Source organism: Pedobacter suwonensis (genome assembly GCF_007833675.1).
Taxonomy (GTDB): Bacteria; Bacteroidota; Bacteroidia; order Sphingobacteriales; family Sphingobacteriaceae; genus Pedobacter; species Pedobacter suwonensis.
Map to the genome: position 1 here is coordinate 2,834,820 of NZ_CP031708.1, position 16,017 is coordinate 2,850,836.

Annotated in this window: 15 protein-coding genes; 4 read left to right on the forward strand and 11 right to left on the reverse strand. The window is 39.9% G+C overall.

Features of this window, described 5'->3' with window-relative positions:
• Positions 1-346: 346 nt before the first annotated feature.
• Entirely contained in the window at positions 347-1,321 is a 975-nt protein-coding gene (locus DV942_RS11530) for an App1 family protein (RefSeq protein WP_145857629.1), read from the reverse strand.
• 57 nt (positions 1,322-1,378) lie between these two features.
• On the opposite strand from DV942_RS11530, the gene DV942_RS11535 reads away from it, so the two are divergent.
• Positions 1,379-2,251 carry a diacylglycerol/lipid kinase family protein gene (locus tag DV942_RS11535; RefSeq protein WP_145857631.1) on the forward strand — a complete coding sequence of 291 codons (873 nt, stop codon included), beginning with the start codon at positions 1,379-1,381 and terminating at the stop codon, positions 2,249-2,251.
• On the opposite strand, the gene DV942_RS11540 is transcribed toward DV942_RS11535, so the two are convergent.
• A complete protein-coding gene (locus DV942_RS11540; RefSeq protein WP_145857633.1) occupies positions 2,240-2,629 on the reverse strand; it encodes a hypothetical protein in 390 nt (129 codons plus the stop codon). The genes DV942_RS11535 and DV942_RS11540 overlap by 12 nt on opposite strands.
• A 61-nt stretch (positions 2,630-2,690) precedes the next feature.
• Here DV942_RS11540 and DV942_RS11545 point away from each other — a divergent pair, with 61 nt between their 5' ends.
• Positions 2,691-3,125: an energy transducer TonB gene (locus tag DV942_RS11545; protein WP_145857635.1), complete on the forward strand. Its 435-nt coding sequence runs from the start codon at positions 2,691-2,693 to the stop codon at positions 3,123-3,125.
• A gap of 12 nt (positions 3,126-3,137) precedes the next feature.
• Here the strand turns inward: DV942_RS11545 and DV942_RS11550 are convergent, their stop codons facing one another.
• The 9 genes from DV942_RS11550 to DV942_RS11590 all read right to left on the reverse strand — a co-directional run bounded on the left by DV942_RS11550 (position 3,138) and on the right by DV942_RS11590 (position 11,508).
• The gene (locus DV942_RS11550) at positions 3,138-3,791 is read right to left on the reverse strand and encodes a TonB family protein (RefSeq protein WP_145857637.1); all 654 of its coding nucleotides are present in this window, start codon (positions 3,789-3,791) and stop codon (positions 3,138-3,140) included.
• A 269-nt stretch (positions 3,792-4,060) separates the two neighbouring features.
• Entirely contained in the window at positions 4,061-4,747 is a 687-nt protein-coding gene (locus DV942_RS11555) for a peptidoglycan DD-metalloendopeptidase family protein (protein WP_145857639.1), read from the reverse strand.
• A gap of 6 nt (positions 4,748-4,753) precedes the next feature.
• Positions 4,754-5,383 (reverse strand): PAQR family membrane homeostasis protein TrhA, encoded by a 630-nt coding sequence (gene trhA / locus DV942_RS11560; RefSeq protein WP_159435248.1) that lies wholly within the window; start codon positions 5,381-5,383, stop codon positions 4,754-4,756.
• A 5-nt stretch (positions 5,384-5,388) separates the two neighbouring features.
• Positions 5,389-5,766: a 30S ribosome-binding factor RbfA gene (gene rbfA, locus DV942_RS11565; protein WP_090984644.1), complete on the reverse strand. Its 378-nt coding sequence runs from the start codon at positions 5,764-5,766 to the stop codon at positions 5,389-5,391.
• Between the two features lie 91 nt (positions 5,767-5,857).
• Positions 5,858-7,048 carry a GTPase HflX gene (gene hflX / locus DV942_RS11570; protein ID WP_090984648.1) on the reverse strand — a complete coding sequence of 397 codons (1,191 nt, stop codon included), beginning with the start codon at positions 7,046-7,048 and terminating at the stop codon, positions 5,858-5,860.
• Positions 7,049-7,138: 90 nt separating this feature from the next.
• On the reverse strand, positions 7,139-7,921 hold the full coding sequence (trpC, locus tag DV942_RS11575; protein ID WP_145857641.1) for an indole-3-glycerol phosphate synthase TrpC: 783 nt from the start codon (positions 7,919-7,921) through the stop codon (positions 7,139-7,141).
• 209 nt (positions 7,922-8,130) lie between these two features.
• Positions 8,131-8,745, reverse strand: a complete 615-nt coding sequence (locus DV942_RS11580) for an anthranilate synthase component II (protein ID WP_145857643.1) — start codon at positions 8,743-8,745, stop codon at positions 8,131-8,133.
• 45 nt (positions 8,746-8,790) lie between these two features.
• Positions 8,791-10,188, reverse strand: a complete 1,398-nt coding sequence (locus tag DV942_RS11585) for an anthranilate synthase component I family protein (protein WP_186462475.1) — start codon at positions 10,186-10,188, stop codon at positions 8,791-8,793.
• 876 nt (positions 10,189-11,064) lie between these two features.
• On the reverse strand, positions 11,065-11,508 hold the full coding sequence (locus tag DV942_RS11590; protein ID WP_145857647.1) for a cytochrome B: 444 nt from the start codon (positions 11,506-11,508) through the stop codon (positions 11,065-11,067).
• A 111-nt stretch (positions 11,509-11,619) separates the two neighbouring features.
• Here DV942_RS11590 and DV942_RS11595 point away from each other — a divergent pair, with 111 nt between their 5' ends.
• Positions 11,620-14,640 carry an amidohydrolase family protein gene (locus DV942_RS11595; RefSeq protein WP_145857649.1) on the forward strand — a complete coding sequence of 1,007 codons (3,021 nt, stop codon included), beginning with the start codon at positions 11,620-11,622 and terminating at the stop codon, positions 14,638-14,640.
• A gap of 1 nt (position 14,641) precedes the next feature.
• On the forward strand, positions 14,642-15,943 hold the full coding sequence (locus DV942_RS11600; protein WP_186462295.1) for an amidohydrolase family protein: 1,302 nt from the start codon (positions 14,642-14,644) through the stop codon (positions 15,941-15,943).
• The last annotated feature ends 74 nt before the right edge of the window (positions 15,944-16,017 follow it).

The window sequence follows — 16,017 nt, forward strand, 5'->3', positions numbered from 1 at the left end:
CTATATAAATCCATCATTTCGACCGTAGCGGAGAAATCTGTAATATAAAGTTCTTCTATAGATTTCTCCATTCCGCTTCGCTCCAGTCGAAAGGACGACCGATCCTTACTAAAAAATCCGCGAGGCCGGGTAGCAGGGAGGAGATGGGATAATTGGAGCGATTTCTTTCTTCCAAAAATCGTCATCTCGACCGTAGTGGAGAGATCTTTGGACTTTAAGCATAGAAAGATTTCTCTCCCGAACGTTCGGGACTGCGCTCCAGTCGAAATGGACGGCAACTGTTCCTATGATATTTTCGGCATGGCAATAAGTTAAGCTATACAAATTTAAGAAGAGACCATATCATCTATACAATCAATCCTATTAATTTAGAATGCGCTATCGCTTCCGCACTATCATTAAATAAACAAGCTTCCACTCCTTTGTCTTTTACTTTTTTGAGCAATTCCATGGTTTCCACCTCTTTTTCAGGCCGGATATTTCGAATATAAACCGCTTCAATGTTTTGCGGGTATTTTTCTACTATCGAACTATAAATTTTCGGGTCCTGCTGCGAGTTATCGCCAAAGAACACAAACTTTTGATTAGGGAAGGTATCCAAAATCCTCATCACCCGTAATAATTTGCCTTCATGACCAGTTTTGCCTGTTCTAATTAAATCTTTCCATCTTTTAATTGTATTTAAAAGAAAAGCACCATCAGGCAGTTTATTAAACCTGAAAGTCTCCACCAAATAATCGTAAAGGTTCCATTCACTACTGCTGACATAAAAAAAAGGGTTGGGTTGATTTGGCTCCGTGTGTGAAAGGGCGAGTTGCTGATAGTGACTGGCTGTATCGGAAAAGGTTTTACGGGTATGCGGATTCTTGATAAACAACTCTCTCAACCTTCTGCCAACAGTTGCCGAGTGAGAAACCATCACGGTATCATCCACATCAGAAATAAAAGCGTATTGAGTAATGTGTGGTACATATACCCTGCCTTCTCCGGTATTCAAAACAGATCCATCCAGATCAACAGCCTCCACTTTAACGTCGTGCCAGCCTGCCGGAACATCATGTCGGGCATCCCATTCAAACTTAAAAAAACCATCTCTTTCGGTTTTATGGTAAACCGTCTGATCCAAAAATTGCAAGCGCACCTCAACGAAAGCATAAGGTTTCAGGATAAAGAGTTTTAAAAGATGGATAATATTCACAAACAAATTGTTACTGTAAACCTGCCGTGTTTTTGCCTTGCGTTTAAAAACATGACCATAAACAACCAGATTGTGTGCATGGCCATAACCGTGATATACTTTAACACTAACAGATTTATTCATCTATGTTAAAACAGAGTTTATTTAAAGTTGTTTGTTGATTAAACCATTAGGTAACACATGAAATTATTATTCGTCATCAATCCAGGCTCAGGCAGCCATGATACCAATTTAAAGAAAGTAATTTCTACCCATTTCGATTCAAAAAATACAGAAATTGATCTTTTTGAATTACCGGAAGACTGCTCTTTAGAAAAGATTAAAGAGAAGATCAAAAGTGCAAAAGCAGATCGCGTGGTAGCCGTTGGTGGCGATGGAACCTTAAAATTGGTTGCAGAATGTTTATTGCACACCGAAACACCGATCGGCATAGTTCCTGCGGGTTCGGCTAATGGGATGGCAAAAGAATTGGGTATACCTACTGATATTGAACAGGCTTTAGACATTCTGGATGAAGGCCATCTGCAAAAAATCCACGTGGTTAAACTTAACGACGAGATTTGCATCCACTTATCCGATTTGGGCTTTAATGCCTACCTGGTAAAGAAATTTGATACCCTGCCACAACGTGGTATGTTGGGCTATGCAAAAGCTACATGGCATGCCTTGTGGAACCATAAGCGAATGGATGTACAGTTGAAACTTAAAGATAAAACCATTACTTCTAAAGCAGCTATGGTTGCCATTGCCAATGCTACCATGTACGGAACCGGGTTAAAGATTAATCCTGACGGAAAATTAGATGATGATCTTTTTGAAGTGGTTTTAGTTAAAGATTACTCCTACCTGGAAATTATAAAGATATGGATCACTAAATTACCCTTCAACCCAAAAAAAATAGAGGTGTTTCAAACTGCTGAAGTAAAAATTTCCTCTAAACATAAAGCGCACTTCCAGGTAGATGGAGAGTACATTGGAAAGTTAAATACTGTCGAAGCAAAAATCCTTCCTGCCGCCATAACAGTGGTTTTACCTGAGGCATTAAAAAACTGATCGATGAATTTTGATCGTAAAATATAACCTGAAAAACTCGGCGATAAAACAGATCCGGAATAAAATATCAAACCACCTCTCGCCCAGACTTAACATTTCAGGCAAAAAAGTGATAAAACCGATTGAAAATACCCATACGATTAAACGGAAGGGAAATTGAATGTAATAGGCAATAAAACCAAATTTCTTAAATAAGATTAATCCGATTGCCGAAATAAATAATGATACAAATAAGGGCAATAGTAAAATTACTTTAGCCTGTGAAAGGATCTGATCAGGAATTTCATTTAAATGCGTTAAAATCTGCCAAAATTGTTTGGCCAGCAAAACGATACTAATGAGATCCAATAAGGCAAAAAACCGGGTTGCGTTTTTCATTGTTCGCTAAATTAGTCAATTTTGTTATCTTGGTTTAACCATTATTTAAATTCATTGCTCCATGTTCAGATTAATGTTAACGTTTTCGATGTTTCTCAGCACAGTTTTCGGTTATTTTAATGATCAGGAGGCATTTCCCCCTACCAATAACCAAACAGACTGCACACATAAGAAAGACCTTTTAACAGGAAAGGCAATTTACAGCAGCTATGATGAACCCGCTACAAATGAAGGAGGCTTAATTAAGCTTTATAGAGCCATGTCTGGTGTAAGAATGGATTCGATTCCAAATCATGCGTCAACCAAATTCATGGTATCGTTTTTAGTAGACATAGATGGCAGTATTTCCAGAGAACGGGTAGTAAAGGATGAGGTTGGTAAAGTTGGCGAACAGATGTTAAAGATTGCAAAATCTTTTAAATGGACTCCGGCAAGGTGTCAGGGTAAAAAAGTAGCTACAATAACAACGCTTTCTACTCAGATATGTTTACAGTAGACTGCCTTATGGTTACTTACAATACTTTGCTAAATAATCATCTGCTTTTTTGCTTCCCATGTATTTCACAAAAAGGAAATCTTCACAGGCGCCTTGTTTATCGCCCTGTTTTATCTTTTTTAAGCCCATTTGAATGCGGTCTTCGAGATATTCATCATCTATACCCAGCTGATTTTTGATTGCTATAATCTGAACTTCTTGTCCGGGTTTGGCCTGATCAATGTTCTTATAGAAATTAATCACTGAATTGGTGAGTGCCTCTTCAGCCTGATAATTGCGAACGGCTTCTTGAACCGCTTCATTTGATTTCCCTTCGCAATTGTAGCCTTGCAGTTTAAAATTAACCGGAGCCACGATCGAAACGGTTGTATCATAACCCGCCGGAACCTGCCACTTACCGCTGCTCATTCTAATTAAGCGCAGCGCTTCTTGGTCTAAGTCAGATAATATGCCTTTACTCACTTTCGAAAAATAAACTTTCCCCTGTGCATTAAGCTTAAAACTGATATTCACTGTGCCCTGGATACAATTATCTTTAGAGAACTGTGGATAGACGGTATTTTGCGTTAAGAAGTTTGTAAAACCATTTTTACCGGATTTAAACTGAACCTGGGCTATGGCCAGCGAGCAAGAGAAAAACAAGCAGATGGTGAACAGTTTTTTCATTGTACTAATTTACTAAAAAAAGCTGAAAGCATTTTACCACAGAGAGACACCGAGTTTTTCACAGAGAAAATGAGCGTTTTAATTTAAAGGTAAGGTCGTCATTCCCACACAGGCGGGTAATCTTAAAGCGCATTCAAGTAGCGATTGTTGTAAGATTGCTTAGCGGCCGAAAAGCCTTCTTATAATGACGTTCCCCGCAGCACGTCATCGCAACAATTCTCTCTATGTGGTTTCCGTGCCTTCCCCTCTATTTTCTCTGTGGTTAAAAACTAAGAAAAAGTTGTTCTCAAAATAAACTCCGGATCAGGGCAATTGGTTAGATATTTTTTGCGCTCACTAAACTTACATACACCCGGATAGTCGCCTTCTAATCCGTGCAGATCTTCGATAAGCTGAAAATGAAGGTGTGGCGGCCAGCAACCGTTTTCATCCTTATTACCGAATTCGGCAAATCTTGCACCTGCTTTTATTGGCATTCCTTCGCTTAGATTACTTAAAGAAGCTAAATTCAGGTGCCCGTAAAGTGCATTAAATTTGTACCCTGCAATATTATAAGTCAGAATGATGGTTGCACCGTAATCGCCAAAGTTGTTGTTATTGGCAAAGCTATGAACGGTTGCATCGTAAAAATTGTAAACTGGTGTTCCTGCCATCCCCCAGATATCTACCCCTAAATGCAACCTTCGAGGTTCTTCTTCCGTATCAAAATGTGCGCTTCGCGAATAAATGCTACGGTGCTCATTGTATCCACCAATTCCGTATCGCGCATCATTTTTAAACAGCTTTTCATTTACCCAATCAGAAAACATATTGGTATCGTTCAAAACCTCATCTGTTAATTCCGTATTGGATGCGGTAAAATCAAGAGGCAAAAGCCGATCGTTTTTTAAATCGAAATCAACAATTTTTTGGATCAATGCAGCATTTGATTGAATAACCTGACCGAAAGTTCGCATCTGTAATTATTTAAAGATATACACGAAATTATAAATGTAATGCGATAATGCACCACCAATTACAAATAGATGCCAAAGTTCGTGGCTGTGCATCCACCTGGATAATTGCTTATCTTTTGCATAATAATAAGTACCGCCTATATAAAAGATACCGCCCAAAAGCAGCCAAAAAATCGCCCCTAAGGGCAAAGTCCCCAACATTTTCTGAAGCAAAGGAACGATTAAGCAGCCCATTAAGATATAGATGGATAACGATATGGCTGTACTTTTTAAACGGTTAAAAATTTTGAGCAGACAGCCGGCAATGGCAATAATCCATACAACAGCAAACAAGCCCCAACTTAGCCAGCCATCAAAAACCATTAAGGCTGTAGGACTGTAAGAGCCGGCAATCATGAGGTAAATGCAGCAATGGTCAAACTTTTGCCAAAAACGTATCCCGTAATCGGTAGCCGGATAACCATGATACATGGCACTAACACCAAAAAGAATAAAAGTTCCGATGCTGTAAATCCACGCAGCGGTATATTCAATTGGTGTATTGCATTTTTGGAGCAAAAAGTATCCAGCCGGGATTGCTACCAAAGCCGGTATAAAGTGGGTGAAGAAATTAACGGGTTCCCTTAGTTTCCTCACAAAAATTATTCGCTGTCCTCGTCTTTTTGCCTCGGCTCTTTTGCAATCTTATCAAAAAGATGATCCATGCGTTCTACATACTCGTTGGTATCATCCACAAAGAAAGTAAGTTCTGGCACCACCCTTACCTGGTGGCGGATTCTGCTTCCCAGTTTATACCTGATTTCTCCGGCATGCGAATTCACCGTATTGATTGAAAGTGTTGTATTATTGGTATTTAAAAAGCTGAGGTAAACTTTAGCCACTGCCAAATCTGGCGAAACCCTTACCCGGGTAATGGTTACCAATGTATTAGGCAAAAATGCAGCACCTTCACGCTGAAAAACCTGTGCCAACTCCTCTTGTAATACTCCTGCAAATTTCTGCTGACGTTTACTTTCCATAATGTATCTATCTATCGTAATTGCAATCGAAACCTCGTAGGTTTTAAAAACCTGCGAGGTTTATTTTCCGTACCGCAATAACGGAATTAATCTAATAAAGCAAATTGCTATCATACGGATACCTTGCTACATGTGCAGCCCTGATTTTATCGTATAACAACGTTTTAAATTCTTCTATATTCTCTTTCTGAGTGGCTGAAATAAACAGGACTGGTACTTTGCCATGACTCATCCAGCTGTTTTTAAATTCTTCCAGTGTTAATTTACCGTCGTCATCGTCTCCTTCTACTTCCGGCGAAACGTAAGCATCAATTTTATTAAACACCAGGATCATATCCTTATCAATTGCACCAATATCTTTTAAGGTTTCATTAACGGTATTGATCTGATCTTCGAAATTTGGATGCGAAACGTCTACCACATGAATCAGCAAATCTGCTTCCCTAACTTCATCCAAAGTAGATTTAAAGCACTCTACCAAATGGTGAGGTAATTTGCGGATAAACCCAACGGTATCAGAAAGCAGGAATGGTAAATTCTCGATTACTACTTTGCGTACAGTGGTATCCAAAGTAGCAAACAGTTTATTTTCTGCGAATACTTCCGATTTCGACAACATATTCATGATGGTTGATTTACCCACGTTGGTATAGCCTACCAAAGCTACCCGAATCAGCTGACCACGGTTTTTACGCTGTGTTTCATTCTGCCTGTCGATATTTCTTAAACGCTCTTTTAACAAAGAGATTTTATTTAAAATGATCCGCCTATCACTTTCAATCTGGGTTTCCCCCGGACCGCGCATCCCGATACCACCTTTCTGGCGTTCTAAGTGCGTCCACATCCCTGTTAAGCGTGGTAAAACATACTGTAACTGGGCCAGTTCTACCTGAGTTTTGGCCTGAGCAGTTTGAGCCCTGTTCGCAAAAATATCAAGAATTAAATTACTCCGGTCTAATACCTTAACACCCAGTTCACGGTCTATATTCCGCAGTTGCGATGGCGATAATTCATCATCAAATACTACAGTATCAATTTCTTCTGATTTTACATACGCTTTTATCTCTTCCAGTTTTCCCGTTCCCACAAAGGTAGCACGATCAGGCTTAAGCATTTTTTGCGTAAAAACTTTCTCCACCTTCCCACCGGCTGTATCTACCAAAAAGGCCAGCTCGTCTAAATATTCTTTTGTTTGGGCTTCCTTCTCGCCAGGCGTAACCACACCGACTAAAATTGCCCTTTCCTGCACTACGGCAGTATCATAAAATTTTTGTTTTCCCATGTAATTGATACAAAGATACAAAATTTGCGAAAGTGTATCTTTTTTGTTCAAACCCCGTAGGTTTTTAAAACCTGCGGGATTTATAAAAGGCTAAATCTGCGCCACAAATTCTTTGATAGAAGCTCCGGGATTATCGGTTTTCATAAAATTTTCGCCAATTAAAAATCCGTTAAACCCTGCCGCTTTCAATTCTTTTATGGTCTGCGGATCACTAATGGCGCTTTCCGAAATCTTTAAAAATTTATCCGGAATTTTATTTACTAAATCGAACGAAGTCTGGATATCGACTGTAAAATCAGCCAGGTTCCGGTTGTTTACCCCAATAGCATCTAAATGAGGCGAAATACTTCTTTCCAGCTCTTCGAGGTTATGCACTTCTAAAAGCACATTTAAACCAAGATTATGCGCAAACTTTCCGAAATCATTGATCTGTTGCGGTGTTAATATCGAAGCAATTAACAGAATAATATCGGCACCCCAGGCTTTAGCTTCCAGGATCTGGTATTCATCGATCATGAAGTCCTTTCTTAAAATCGGAATATTGTTTGCAGCGCGTGCAGCCAGAATATCATCGGTTTTACCACCAAAAAAATCTACATCTGTTAATACCGATAGTGCAGATGCCCCGGCAGCATTATATGCCTGCGTTACTTCTCCAACATCGGCCACGCCATTGATTAAACCTTTTGAAGGAGATCGGCGCTTAAATTCGGCAATAATACCCGTCCGATCTTCAGCTAATAAAAAGTCTTTAAAAGAATAAGGTTTCCGCTTAAAATGGGGCGAATTTTCTAAATCCGTTATGGAAACCAAGGCTTTCGCATCGGCAATTTCTTCTGTTTTTCGTATTACGATTTTATCTAGTATGTTCATCTATCAATCTGTTAAGAGGGGCATCATCAAATATGTAATTTTCATCCTGGGCTTATTGAAGAAGCTTTATTAACTTCTTGCGCGGCATTTCGACAGGCTCATCGTGACAAAATTTTAAAAAAGGTTGATATACCTCATCTAAAATTTTATCATTTCAATCAATTGAGACCCTGATGCAAATTCAGCACGAAGACCAGGTGAAAGAAGTGCTAGAACGAAGCGGTTAACCAATTCTCCATCATTTGTTTGCCATGTTCTGTAAGCACACTTTCAGGGTGAAACTGTACACCACGCACATCCAGCGTTTCATGTCTTAACGCCATAATTTCATTCTTATGATCCCTGGCTGTAATTTTTAAACAGGAAGGAAAATTATCCTGACTCACTACCCAGCTATGGTAACGTCCAACGTTAATGGTTTGCGGACATTCCCAGAACAAAGGCTCATCACCATCTACAACCGTAACCGGCGTAGCAATACCGTGCATTGGCCTGCCTAAGTTGTACAATGTGCCACCAAATGCTTCTGCAATGGCCTGTTGCCCTAAACACACCCCAAAAATACTTTTTGTCGGCGCGTAGGTTCTGATTACATCCAGCAATAAACCCGCTTCTTCCGGAATGCCCGGACCTGGTGAAAGCAATATTTTATCATATTTCTCTACATCAGCCAAATCGAATTTATCATTTCTCCAAACTTCAGCTTCGTAGCCAACTTCATTAATTAAATGCACCAGGTTGTAGGTAAAACTGTCATAATTATCGATTACCAGAACCACCCCCTTGGCCCCCGAAAGGAGATTACTATTTATATTTTTTTCCATTGTATTCCTTACTATTGGATTTTACTCCAGACTGAAAACTCCAAACTAAATCTGCTCTGCCATTTGCACCGCTTTACGCAATGCGGCAATTTTATTATTTACTTCCTGCATTTCGGTTTCAGGTACCGAATCGGCTACAATACCTGCTCCCGCACGGTAATGCAGTTCGTTATTTTTGCTCATAAAAGTCCTGATCATGATGGCATGGTTAAAATCCTCATTAAAACCCATAAAGCCAATGGCTCCTGCATAAAAGTTCCTACCCAGTTTTTCATTTTCATCAATCAGCTGCATGGCTTTATACTTTGGTGCCCCGCTTAAAGTCCCTGCCGGATAAGTGTCGGCAACTACCTTAAAAGCGCTTACATTTTCCTGCAAATGACCGCTCACTTTACTCACCAGGTGAATCAGGTGCGAATAGTACTGCACTTCCTTAAAAGATTTTACTTCAACGCGGTTACAATGCCTGCTTAAGTCGTTCCTGGCCAGATCAACCAACATTACATGCTCGGCACTTTCTTTAGGGTCTTGTTCCAATTTTCTGGCCTGCTCTGCATCTTCAATGTCGTTTCCACTTCTTTTAAACGTTCCTGCGATTGGAAAAATATTCGCCGAATTGTTTTTAATCGTAATCTGTGCCTCTGGTGAAGAACCAAACAATTTAAAATTACCGTAATCGAAATAAAACAGATAAGGTGATGGATTGATCGAACGCAGACAACGGTATACATTAAATTCATCTCCGGTAAAAGCCTGTTTAAATGCCCTTGAAGGTACAATCTGAAAAACATCACCGCGATAAATATGCTTTTGCAGTTTTTCAACCAGATCCATAAAACCCTGATCAGTTAGATTTGAACTTTCCTCACCACGAAGCTGGAACTTGTATTCAGGATAATTTTTATTCTGGATCAGGTATTCCATTTTTTCCAATCCACCTTCTTCTTCTCCATCGAAAGTATTTTTGAAAAGCGTAATTTCGTTCTTAAAGTGATCAATGGCAATGATGTAACGATACAAGTGGTATTGCATTTCCGGAATTTCTTCTCCTTCGGGTGTTTCGGAAGTGAACTTGATATCTTCAAAATGCTGCACGGCATTCCAGGTAAAATAGCCAAACAGGCCGCTTGAGATGAATTTAATTTCGGGCAGTTCAGTTTCCTTAAATTTATCCTTAAAATCAGCAATTTCATCGATCAGGTTTTTGCTCTCGGTAATCTCAACCGTACCATCAGGAAAATAGGTTTCCAGTCTAGAACCTTTTAAAATGATCCCCGCAACCGGATCGGCGCAAACAAAACTCATGGAATTTTCACGACTGTGGTAATCTGAACTCTCCAGTAAAATGCTGTTTGGATACACATCGCGCAAGCGCAGGTAAATGCTTACCGGCGTGGTGGTATCGGCAAGTAGTTTTTTGTAGGTCGTATTTATTTTATACATGATTTTACTATGTTGCTATTGCTTCGTGCATCGCAATAACGTTTAAATTATTTTTAACAATAAAAAGCCCGGCGTGTGGTTCTACGCCGGGCTTTAATGGTTCTTTATAAGGTTTAGGTTGATAAACTATATTTCTTTCATACGCAGCCAGCGCAATCCGTTTTCGAATTACTTTGCCAAAGCCAGGTATGTATATTGTTGATCATGAGCCACAAAAATATAAAGAATTTTGAAAAAGCAAAATATTTATGAAAATAAGTTTAGCCAGAAGTTATGAGTCCCAATCCCCTTGTCACCATGAGGGATAATTTATGATATAAAAATCAATATGATTGACGTTTTTTCCTTCGCACAATTCTTGCCTCGGCTCACCGCCGCCGAAGGGCTCTTACTTTTTGGCATCAAAAAGTAACAAAAAATGCCGGCTGAAAATTTTTCTTTCAAAGCCAGTGTTATGGCTAGAACAGTGCAGTCCGAAAAATTTATTAGGCCGGTTTTAAGTAGAACGGTGATACGGTGCTATGGCCTAGCTATACGGAAATGCATGATGCCGCATTCTGCTCATTAATAGGTAATTACAAAATAACGTCAATGGTAGTGTAAAGAACGGTCTTTATATTAGATTTCTATTTAACCGAAACGAACGCGAAGGTAAACGCAAAGCGAGCAAAAGTTTATTGTTGAACAGATCAGGAATATAAGATCACAAGTTCGCTCTATGTAAATCAGCGCGGTCTGCGGGAAACTGCCTCATTGTCATCCTATCCAGTGACTTATAGTTCTTCGCTTTCTGATGCTTAATTGCATTCAGGTGACGGCTTAACAAAAAATCCCGCTCTGTTAAAGCGGGATTCTATGAATTTAATAATATTCAGATTAAGAAACTCCAAAAAAAGATCTTCCCGGAACTGCCTTAACCATTAATAAAATAGCTACTACAATTAGAACTAATGCCAATCCGAAGAAAATAGCAATGGTTCGGTGCTTAGCTACGGCATCGGTTACTTTTTTCGACCTTGCATTACCTATTGTAATTAAAATGATTGCTATAAGCATCATTGAGGTGTGCTCAGCTTTAAAATAGCGGCCAATGGTATCGCTCATTGGCAATTTGGTTAGCGGACTCAGAAAGAATAATACCAAACCTATCAAAAATTGGATATGTGCACTAATTAGCGCAAATACATTCAGTTTGCGGTTACCTTCTGTGTATGTTTTATTTCCAAACCAGCCCGATAATGCATTTACTACCGCGATAACCAATAAAATCAATACGATGTAGCGCCATCCGGAGTGCGCAGATTTTAAGATATTGTACATTTTTCTAAAATATGTTTAATCAAAAGTAGGAATTAATTGTAAAAAATAGGATATTCTGTTAAATGAACGCTTATTTATATTAGTTTTAAGCAATTAAAACCTAAACTTACTATGAAGAAAATTTTACTTGCCCTTGGGCTGGTATTTTCTGCTACCTACCTGTTTGCACAGCAAACCTCCTTCCCTGTTAATGGCTCTTATGATACCAGGCCCGGAATGTTTGCCTTCACCAATGCAACGATAGTAGTAAATGCCGACCAAACCTTAACAAATGCAACCCTTTTAATTAAAGGCTCAACCATTCAGGCTGTCGGGACCGCCCTGGCCGTGCCAAAAGGTTATGTGGTGATCGATTTAAAGGGAAAATTCATTTACCCATCAATGGTTGACGCCTTTAGCAACTATGGACTTACTGAAGTTTCTGCGCAACAACGCGGTTTTGGTGGCCAGCGTCAATCTATCTTTGTCTCAACGAAAAAAGGTGCTTATGGCTGGAATGAAGCGATCAGGCCTGAAACCTATGTAAAAAATATTTTTTCAACTGATAGTAAAAAAGCAGATGAATTGCGGAAAGCCGGTTTTGGGAGTGTAAATGCAATTAACCGCGATGGTATTGCACGTGGTATTTCTGCGGCGGTAACCTTAAACGAGGGTGCTGATAATAATGTATATTTAAAAGATCAGACCGCAGCAAACTATTCCTTCAACAAAGGAAGTTCATCAAATGATTACCCGACCTCCTTAATGGGATCTATTGCATTACTGCGCCAAACCTATTATGATGCACAATGGTACGGTAAACAAAAAGATGAATATAATATCTCGTTGGATGAATTTGCCAGGCAACAAAATATTCCACAGATTTTTGAAGTAGATGGATGGCAAAACATCCTGCGTGCGGATAAAATAGGTAAAGAATTTGGCAAGAAATACATTATTAAATCTTCCGGCGATGAATACCAGCGCATTAATGAAGTTAAAGCTACCGGCGCAAGTTTAATTATCCCTCTAACTTTCCCTAAAGCTTACGATGTGGAAGATCCTGCAGAAGCCAGAAATGTAACTTTATCACAAATGAAAGGCTGGGAACTGGCGCCAACCAATCCTGCAGCTCTGGAGAAAGCGGGAATTAGATTTGCCATCACATCATTTGGTTTAGAAAACAGCCGCGATTTCTGGGCAAATCTCCGAACCGCGATAGAAAACGGCCTTACTGAAAAACAAGCTTTACAATCAATCACAGAAATACCTGCCTCGCTTTTAGGCATAAGCGATAAAGTAGGTTCTTTAGAAAAAGGAAAAGTAGCCAACTTTTTGATTTCATCCGATAACTTGTTCAAAAACGGAAATATTATTTTCGAAAACTGGGTACAGGGCAAACGTTTCATCGTAAATAAGATGGATGTGAGCGATTTGCGCGGCACTTATAATTTAAATGTTGATGGTGTTGGTGCTTTAACCTTAAAAATTACTGGCGCAGGTGGTGGCTCTGCCGGAGCAATTGAAAGGGTTGGTGTAGATAGCATCAAAACGACCGCTACTTTCACCAGGAATGGCGATTGGGTAAACGTCAATTTCAACTTAAAGAAAAATCCTAAAGGTGATATCCGTTTAAGCGGTTACATCACTTCAGCCAACCCGGTTACCTTAAAAGGCGAATCGGCATTAGCTGATGGTACTATCGGAAAATTTACCGCTACTTATAAAGAAGCAGCTAAAGAAACAGTTAAGAAAGATGAGCCTAAAGCAGCTTTAGCCATAGGACCTGTAATTTATCCTTTCTCTGCTTTTGGAAATACGGAATTGCCTAAACAGGAAACCGTACTGATTAAAAATGGTACCGTCTGGACAAACGAAAGAGACGGCATCCTTCAAAATGCGGATGTACTCTTAGAAAATGGGAAGATTAAAGCTGTGGGCAAAAACCTTTCGGCAAGCGGTGCTAAAGTAATTGATGCTACCGGTAAACACGTTACCGCAGGTATTATTGACGAGCATTCACATATTGCAGGCTTCGGGGGGATAAATGAAGGTGCACAATCAGTTTCTGCAGAAGTACGTGTTGCAGACATCATTAACTCTGAAGATATAAACATTTACCGCCAATTGGCCGGAGGGGTAACAACTTCACAAATTCTGCACGGTTCAGCTAACCCCATTGGTGGACAATCACAGTTAATTAAATTACGTTGGGGTAAATCTCCGGAAGAACTAAAATTTGCAGGTGCGGATGGCTTTATCAAATTTGCATTAGGTGAAAACGTAAAACAAAGCAATTTTGGTACCGGTGCCCGTTTTCCAGTTACGCGTATGGGTGTTGAGCAAACCTTTGTTGATGAGTTTACCCGCGCAAAAGAATATGCCAAAGCCCTCACGGTGAAAGGTAACAACGTACGCCGCGATTTGGAACTGGATGCGGTTGTAGAAATTTTAAACAACAAACGTTTCATTACCTGTCACTCTTACGTACAGAGCGAAATCAACATGCTCATTCACGTTGCAGATAGTTTAGGCTTTAAAATCAACACTTTTACACACATTTTGGAAGGTTACAAAGTGGCCGACAAAATGAAAGCACATGGTATTGCAGGTTCGACCTTCTCTGACTGGTGGGCTTATAAAAACGAAGTAGCTGAGGCAATTCCGTACAATGGAAAAATTATGCACAATGTGGGCGTTACAACAGCTTTTAATTCGGATGATGCCGAAATGGCCCGCCACTTAAACCAGGAAGCGGGTAAATCAGTATTATATGGAAATGTACCTGAAGAAGAAGCTTTTAAATTTGTAACCTTAAACCCGGCAAAAATGCTGCACATTGATGATCAAGTGGGCAGTTTAAAAGCAGGTAAAGATGCCGATGTAGTCATTTGGACCGCCAATCCGCTTTCCATTTATGCCAAGGCAGAAAAAACCTTTGTAGATGGAATTGCTTATTGGGATATGGAGAAAGATGCTCAGGCTATTAAAGCCATGCAGCTTGAGAAAGCCCGTCTGATCCAGAAAATGTTAGAGAGTAAAAGTAAAGGTGGCCGTACACAGCGCCCAATGGGTGATGCACCACGCCTTTACAATTGCGAAACTTTAGAAAATTATTCAGCAGAATTAACTGAGAAAGAACATGCACACTAACATGAAAACATATTTAATGAGCCTGGCTTTATCCGCAACAAGCCTGATGGGTTTTGCACAAGCCAACATTTCGCCAGCTCAAAAACAAAGTAAAACCATTGCCATTACCGGTGCAACCGTACATGTGGGTAATGGAACAGTAATTGAAAATGGAACCGTCCTTTTTGGAAAAGGGAAAATTATTTCGGTAACTGCCAATGGACAAGTACCACAGGACAATGTAACGCGTATTATAGCCACAGGAAAACATATTTATCCGGGCTTTATCGCAGCTACCACCAATTTAGGATTAACAGAAATCGAAGCTGTAAAAGCAACGCTTGATTTTCATGAAATCGGCGATTTTAATTCGCACATCCGTTCTATAGTGGCTTATAATACCGATTCGAAAGTTCCGGCAACTTTACGCAGCAATGGAATTTTGATGGCGCAGCCAACACCACAGGGTGGAACAGTTTCGGGCAGTTCGTCTGTTGTTCAGCTTGATGCCTGGAACTGGGAAGATGCAGCGCTTAAAACTGACGACGCCATGCACATGACCTGGCCGGTTACACCGCGTTTTAGAGGTGGCTTTGGTCGTCCACAACAGTCGCCAGAAGTTTTAGCCGAGAGAACACAGGCTGCCATTGCGCAGTTAACTTCATTTTTTGCGGAAGCTAAAGCTTATTCTGAAATGGGCAAACCAGAGGTTATTAATACCCGTTTCGAAGCGATGAAAAAGGTATTTAAAGGAGATGAAAAGTTGTTTATCGCAGCCGAAAGCCAGAAAGATATTGTTGCAGCAGTTAATTTTGCCAAAAGGTTTGGTATTAGCCCGGTAATTACCGGAGCCGACGAGGCTTACCTGATTATTGATTTCTTAAAAGACAACAACATTACGCTGGTGGTTAAACAACCACATGCCTTACCAAACAACAATGATGATGATGTAAACATGCCTTACAAAAATGCTGCAATACTGGCCAACTCTGGCTTAAATGTGGTATTGAGTATTGATGGTTATTGGCAACAGCGCAACCTCCCTTTTATGGCAGGTACCGTTACGGCCTGGGGTTTAGACAAAGAAAAAGCTTTATCGACCATTACCTTGAATGCAGCAAAAGCCATGGGCATTGATAAAACCACTGGCAGTATCGAGGCTGGCAAAGACGCTACGTTCTTTATTTCTGCTGGTGATGCATTGGATATGCGTACCAACAAAGTTGAACAGGCATTTATTCAGGGCAGGGATATTAATCTTGATAATTTGCACAAACAATTGGATAAGAAGTTTAGTGAGAAATATAGTGCTGAAAAGCAATAGATTTCAGGTGGTTAACTGGTTAATTGTTTAAATCGTTGATCGACTGTTAAGCTTAAAATGAGAAGAGGCTGTAT

Excerpts from the sequence above, each read along its gene's own strand:
- DV942_RS11555 (WP_145857639.1), bottom strand. The coding sequence starts at position 4,747 with ATGCGAACTTTCGGTCAGGTTATTCAATCAAATGCTGCATTGATCCAA.
- DV942_RS11585 (WP_186462475.1), bottom strand. The coding sequence starts at position 10,188 with ATGTATAAAATAAATACGACCTACAAAAAACTACTTGCCGATACCACC.
- DV942_RS11530 (WP_145857629.1), bottom strand. The coding sequence starts at position 1,321 with ATGAATAAATCTGTTAGTGTTAAAGTATATCACGGTTATGGCCATGCA.
- DV942_RS11535 (WP_145857631.1), top strand. The coding sequence starts at position 1,379 with ATGAAATTATTATTCGTCATCAATCCAGGCTCAGGCAGCCATGATACC.
- hflX (WP_090984648.1), bottom strand. The coding sequence starts at position 7,048 with ATGGGAAAACAAAAATTTTATGATACTGCCGTAGTGCAGGAAAGGGCA.
- DV942_RS11550 (WP_145857637.1), bottom strand. The coding sequence starts at position 3,791 with ATGAAAAAACTGTTCACCATCTGCTTGTTTTTCTCTTGCTCGCTGGCC.
- trpC (WP_145857641.1), bottom strand. The coding sequence starts at position 7,921 with ATGAACATACTAGATAAAATCGTAATACGAAAAACAGAAGAAATTGCC.
- rbfA (WP_090984644.1), bottom strand. The coding sequence starts at position 5,766 with ATGGAAAGTAAACGTCAGCAGAAATTTGCAGGAGTATTACAAGAGGAG.
- DV942_RS11580 (WP_145857643.1), bottom strand. The coding sequence starts at position 8,745 with ATGGAAAAAAATATAAATAGTAATCTCCTTTCGGGGGCCAAGGGGGTG.
- DV942_RS11600 (WP_186462295.1), top strand. The coding sequence starts at position 14,642 with ATGAAAACATATTTAATGAGCCTGGCTTTATCCGCAACAAGCCTGATG.
- DV942_RS11595 (WP_145857649.1), top strand. The coding sequence starts at position 11,620 with ATGAAGAAAATTTTACTTGCCCTTGGGCTGGTATTTTCTGCTACCTAC.
- DV942_RS11590 (WP_145857647.1), bottom strand. The coding sequence starts at position 11,508 with ATGTACAATATCTTAAAATCTGCGCACTCCGGATGGCGCTACATCGTA.
- DV942_RS11540 (WP_145857633.1), bottom strand. The coding sequence starts at position 2,629 with ATGAAAAACGCAACCCGGTTTTTTGCCTTATTGGATCTCATTAGTATC.
- DV942_RS11545 (WP_145857635.1), top strand. The coding sequence starts at position 2,691 with ATGTTCAGATTAATGTTAACGTTTTCGATGTTTCTCAGCACAGTTTTC.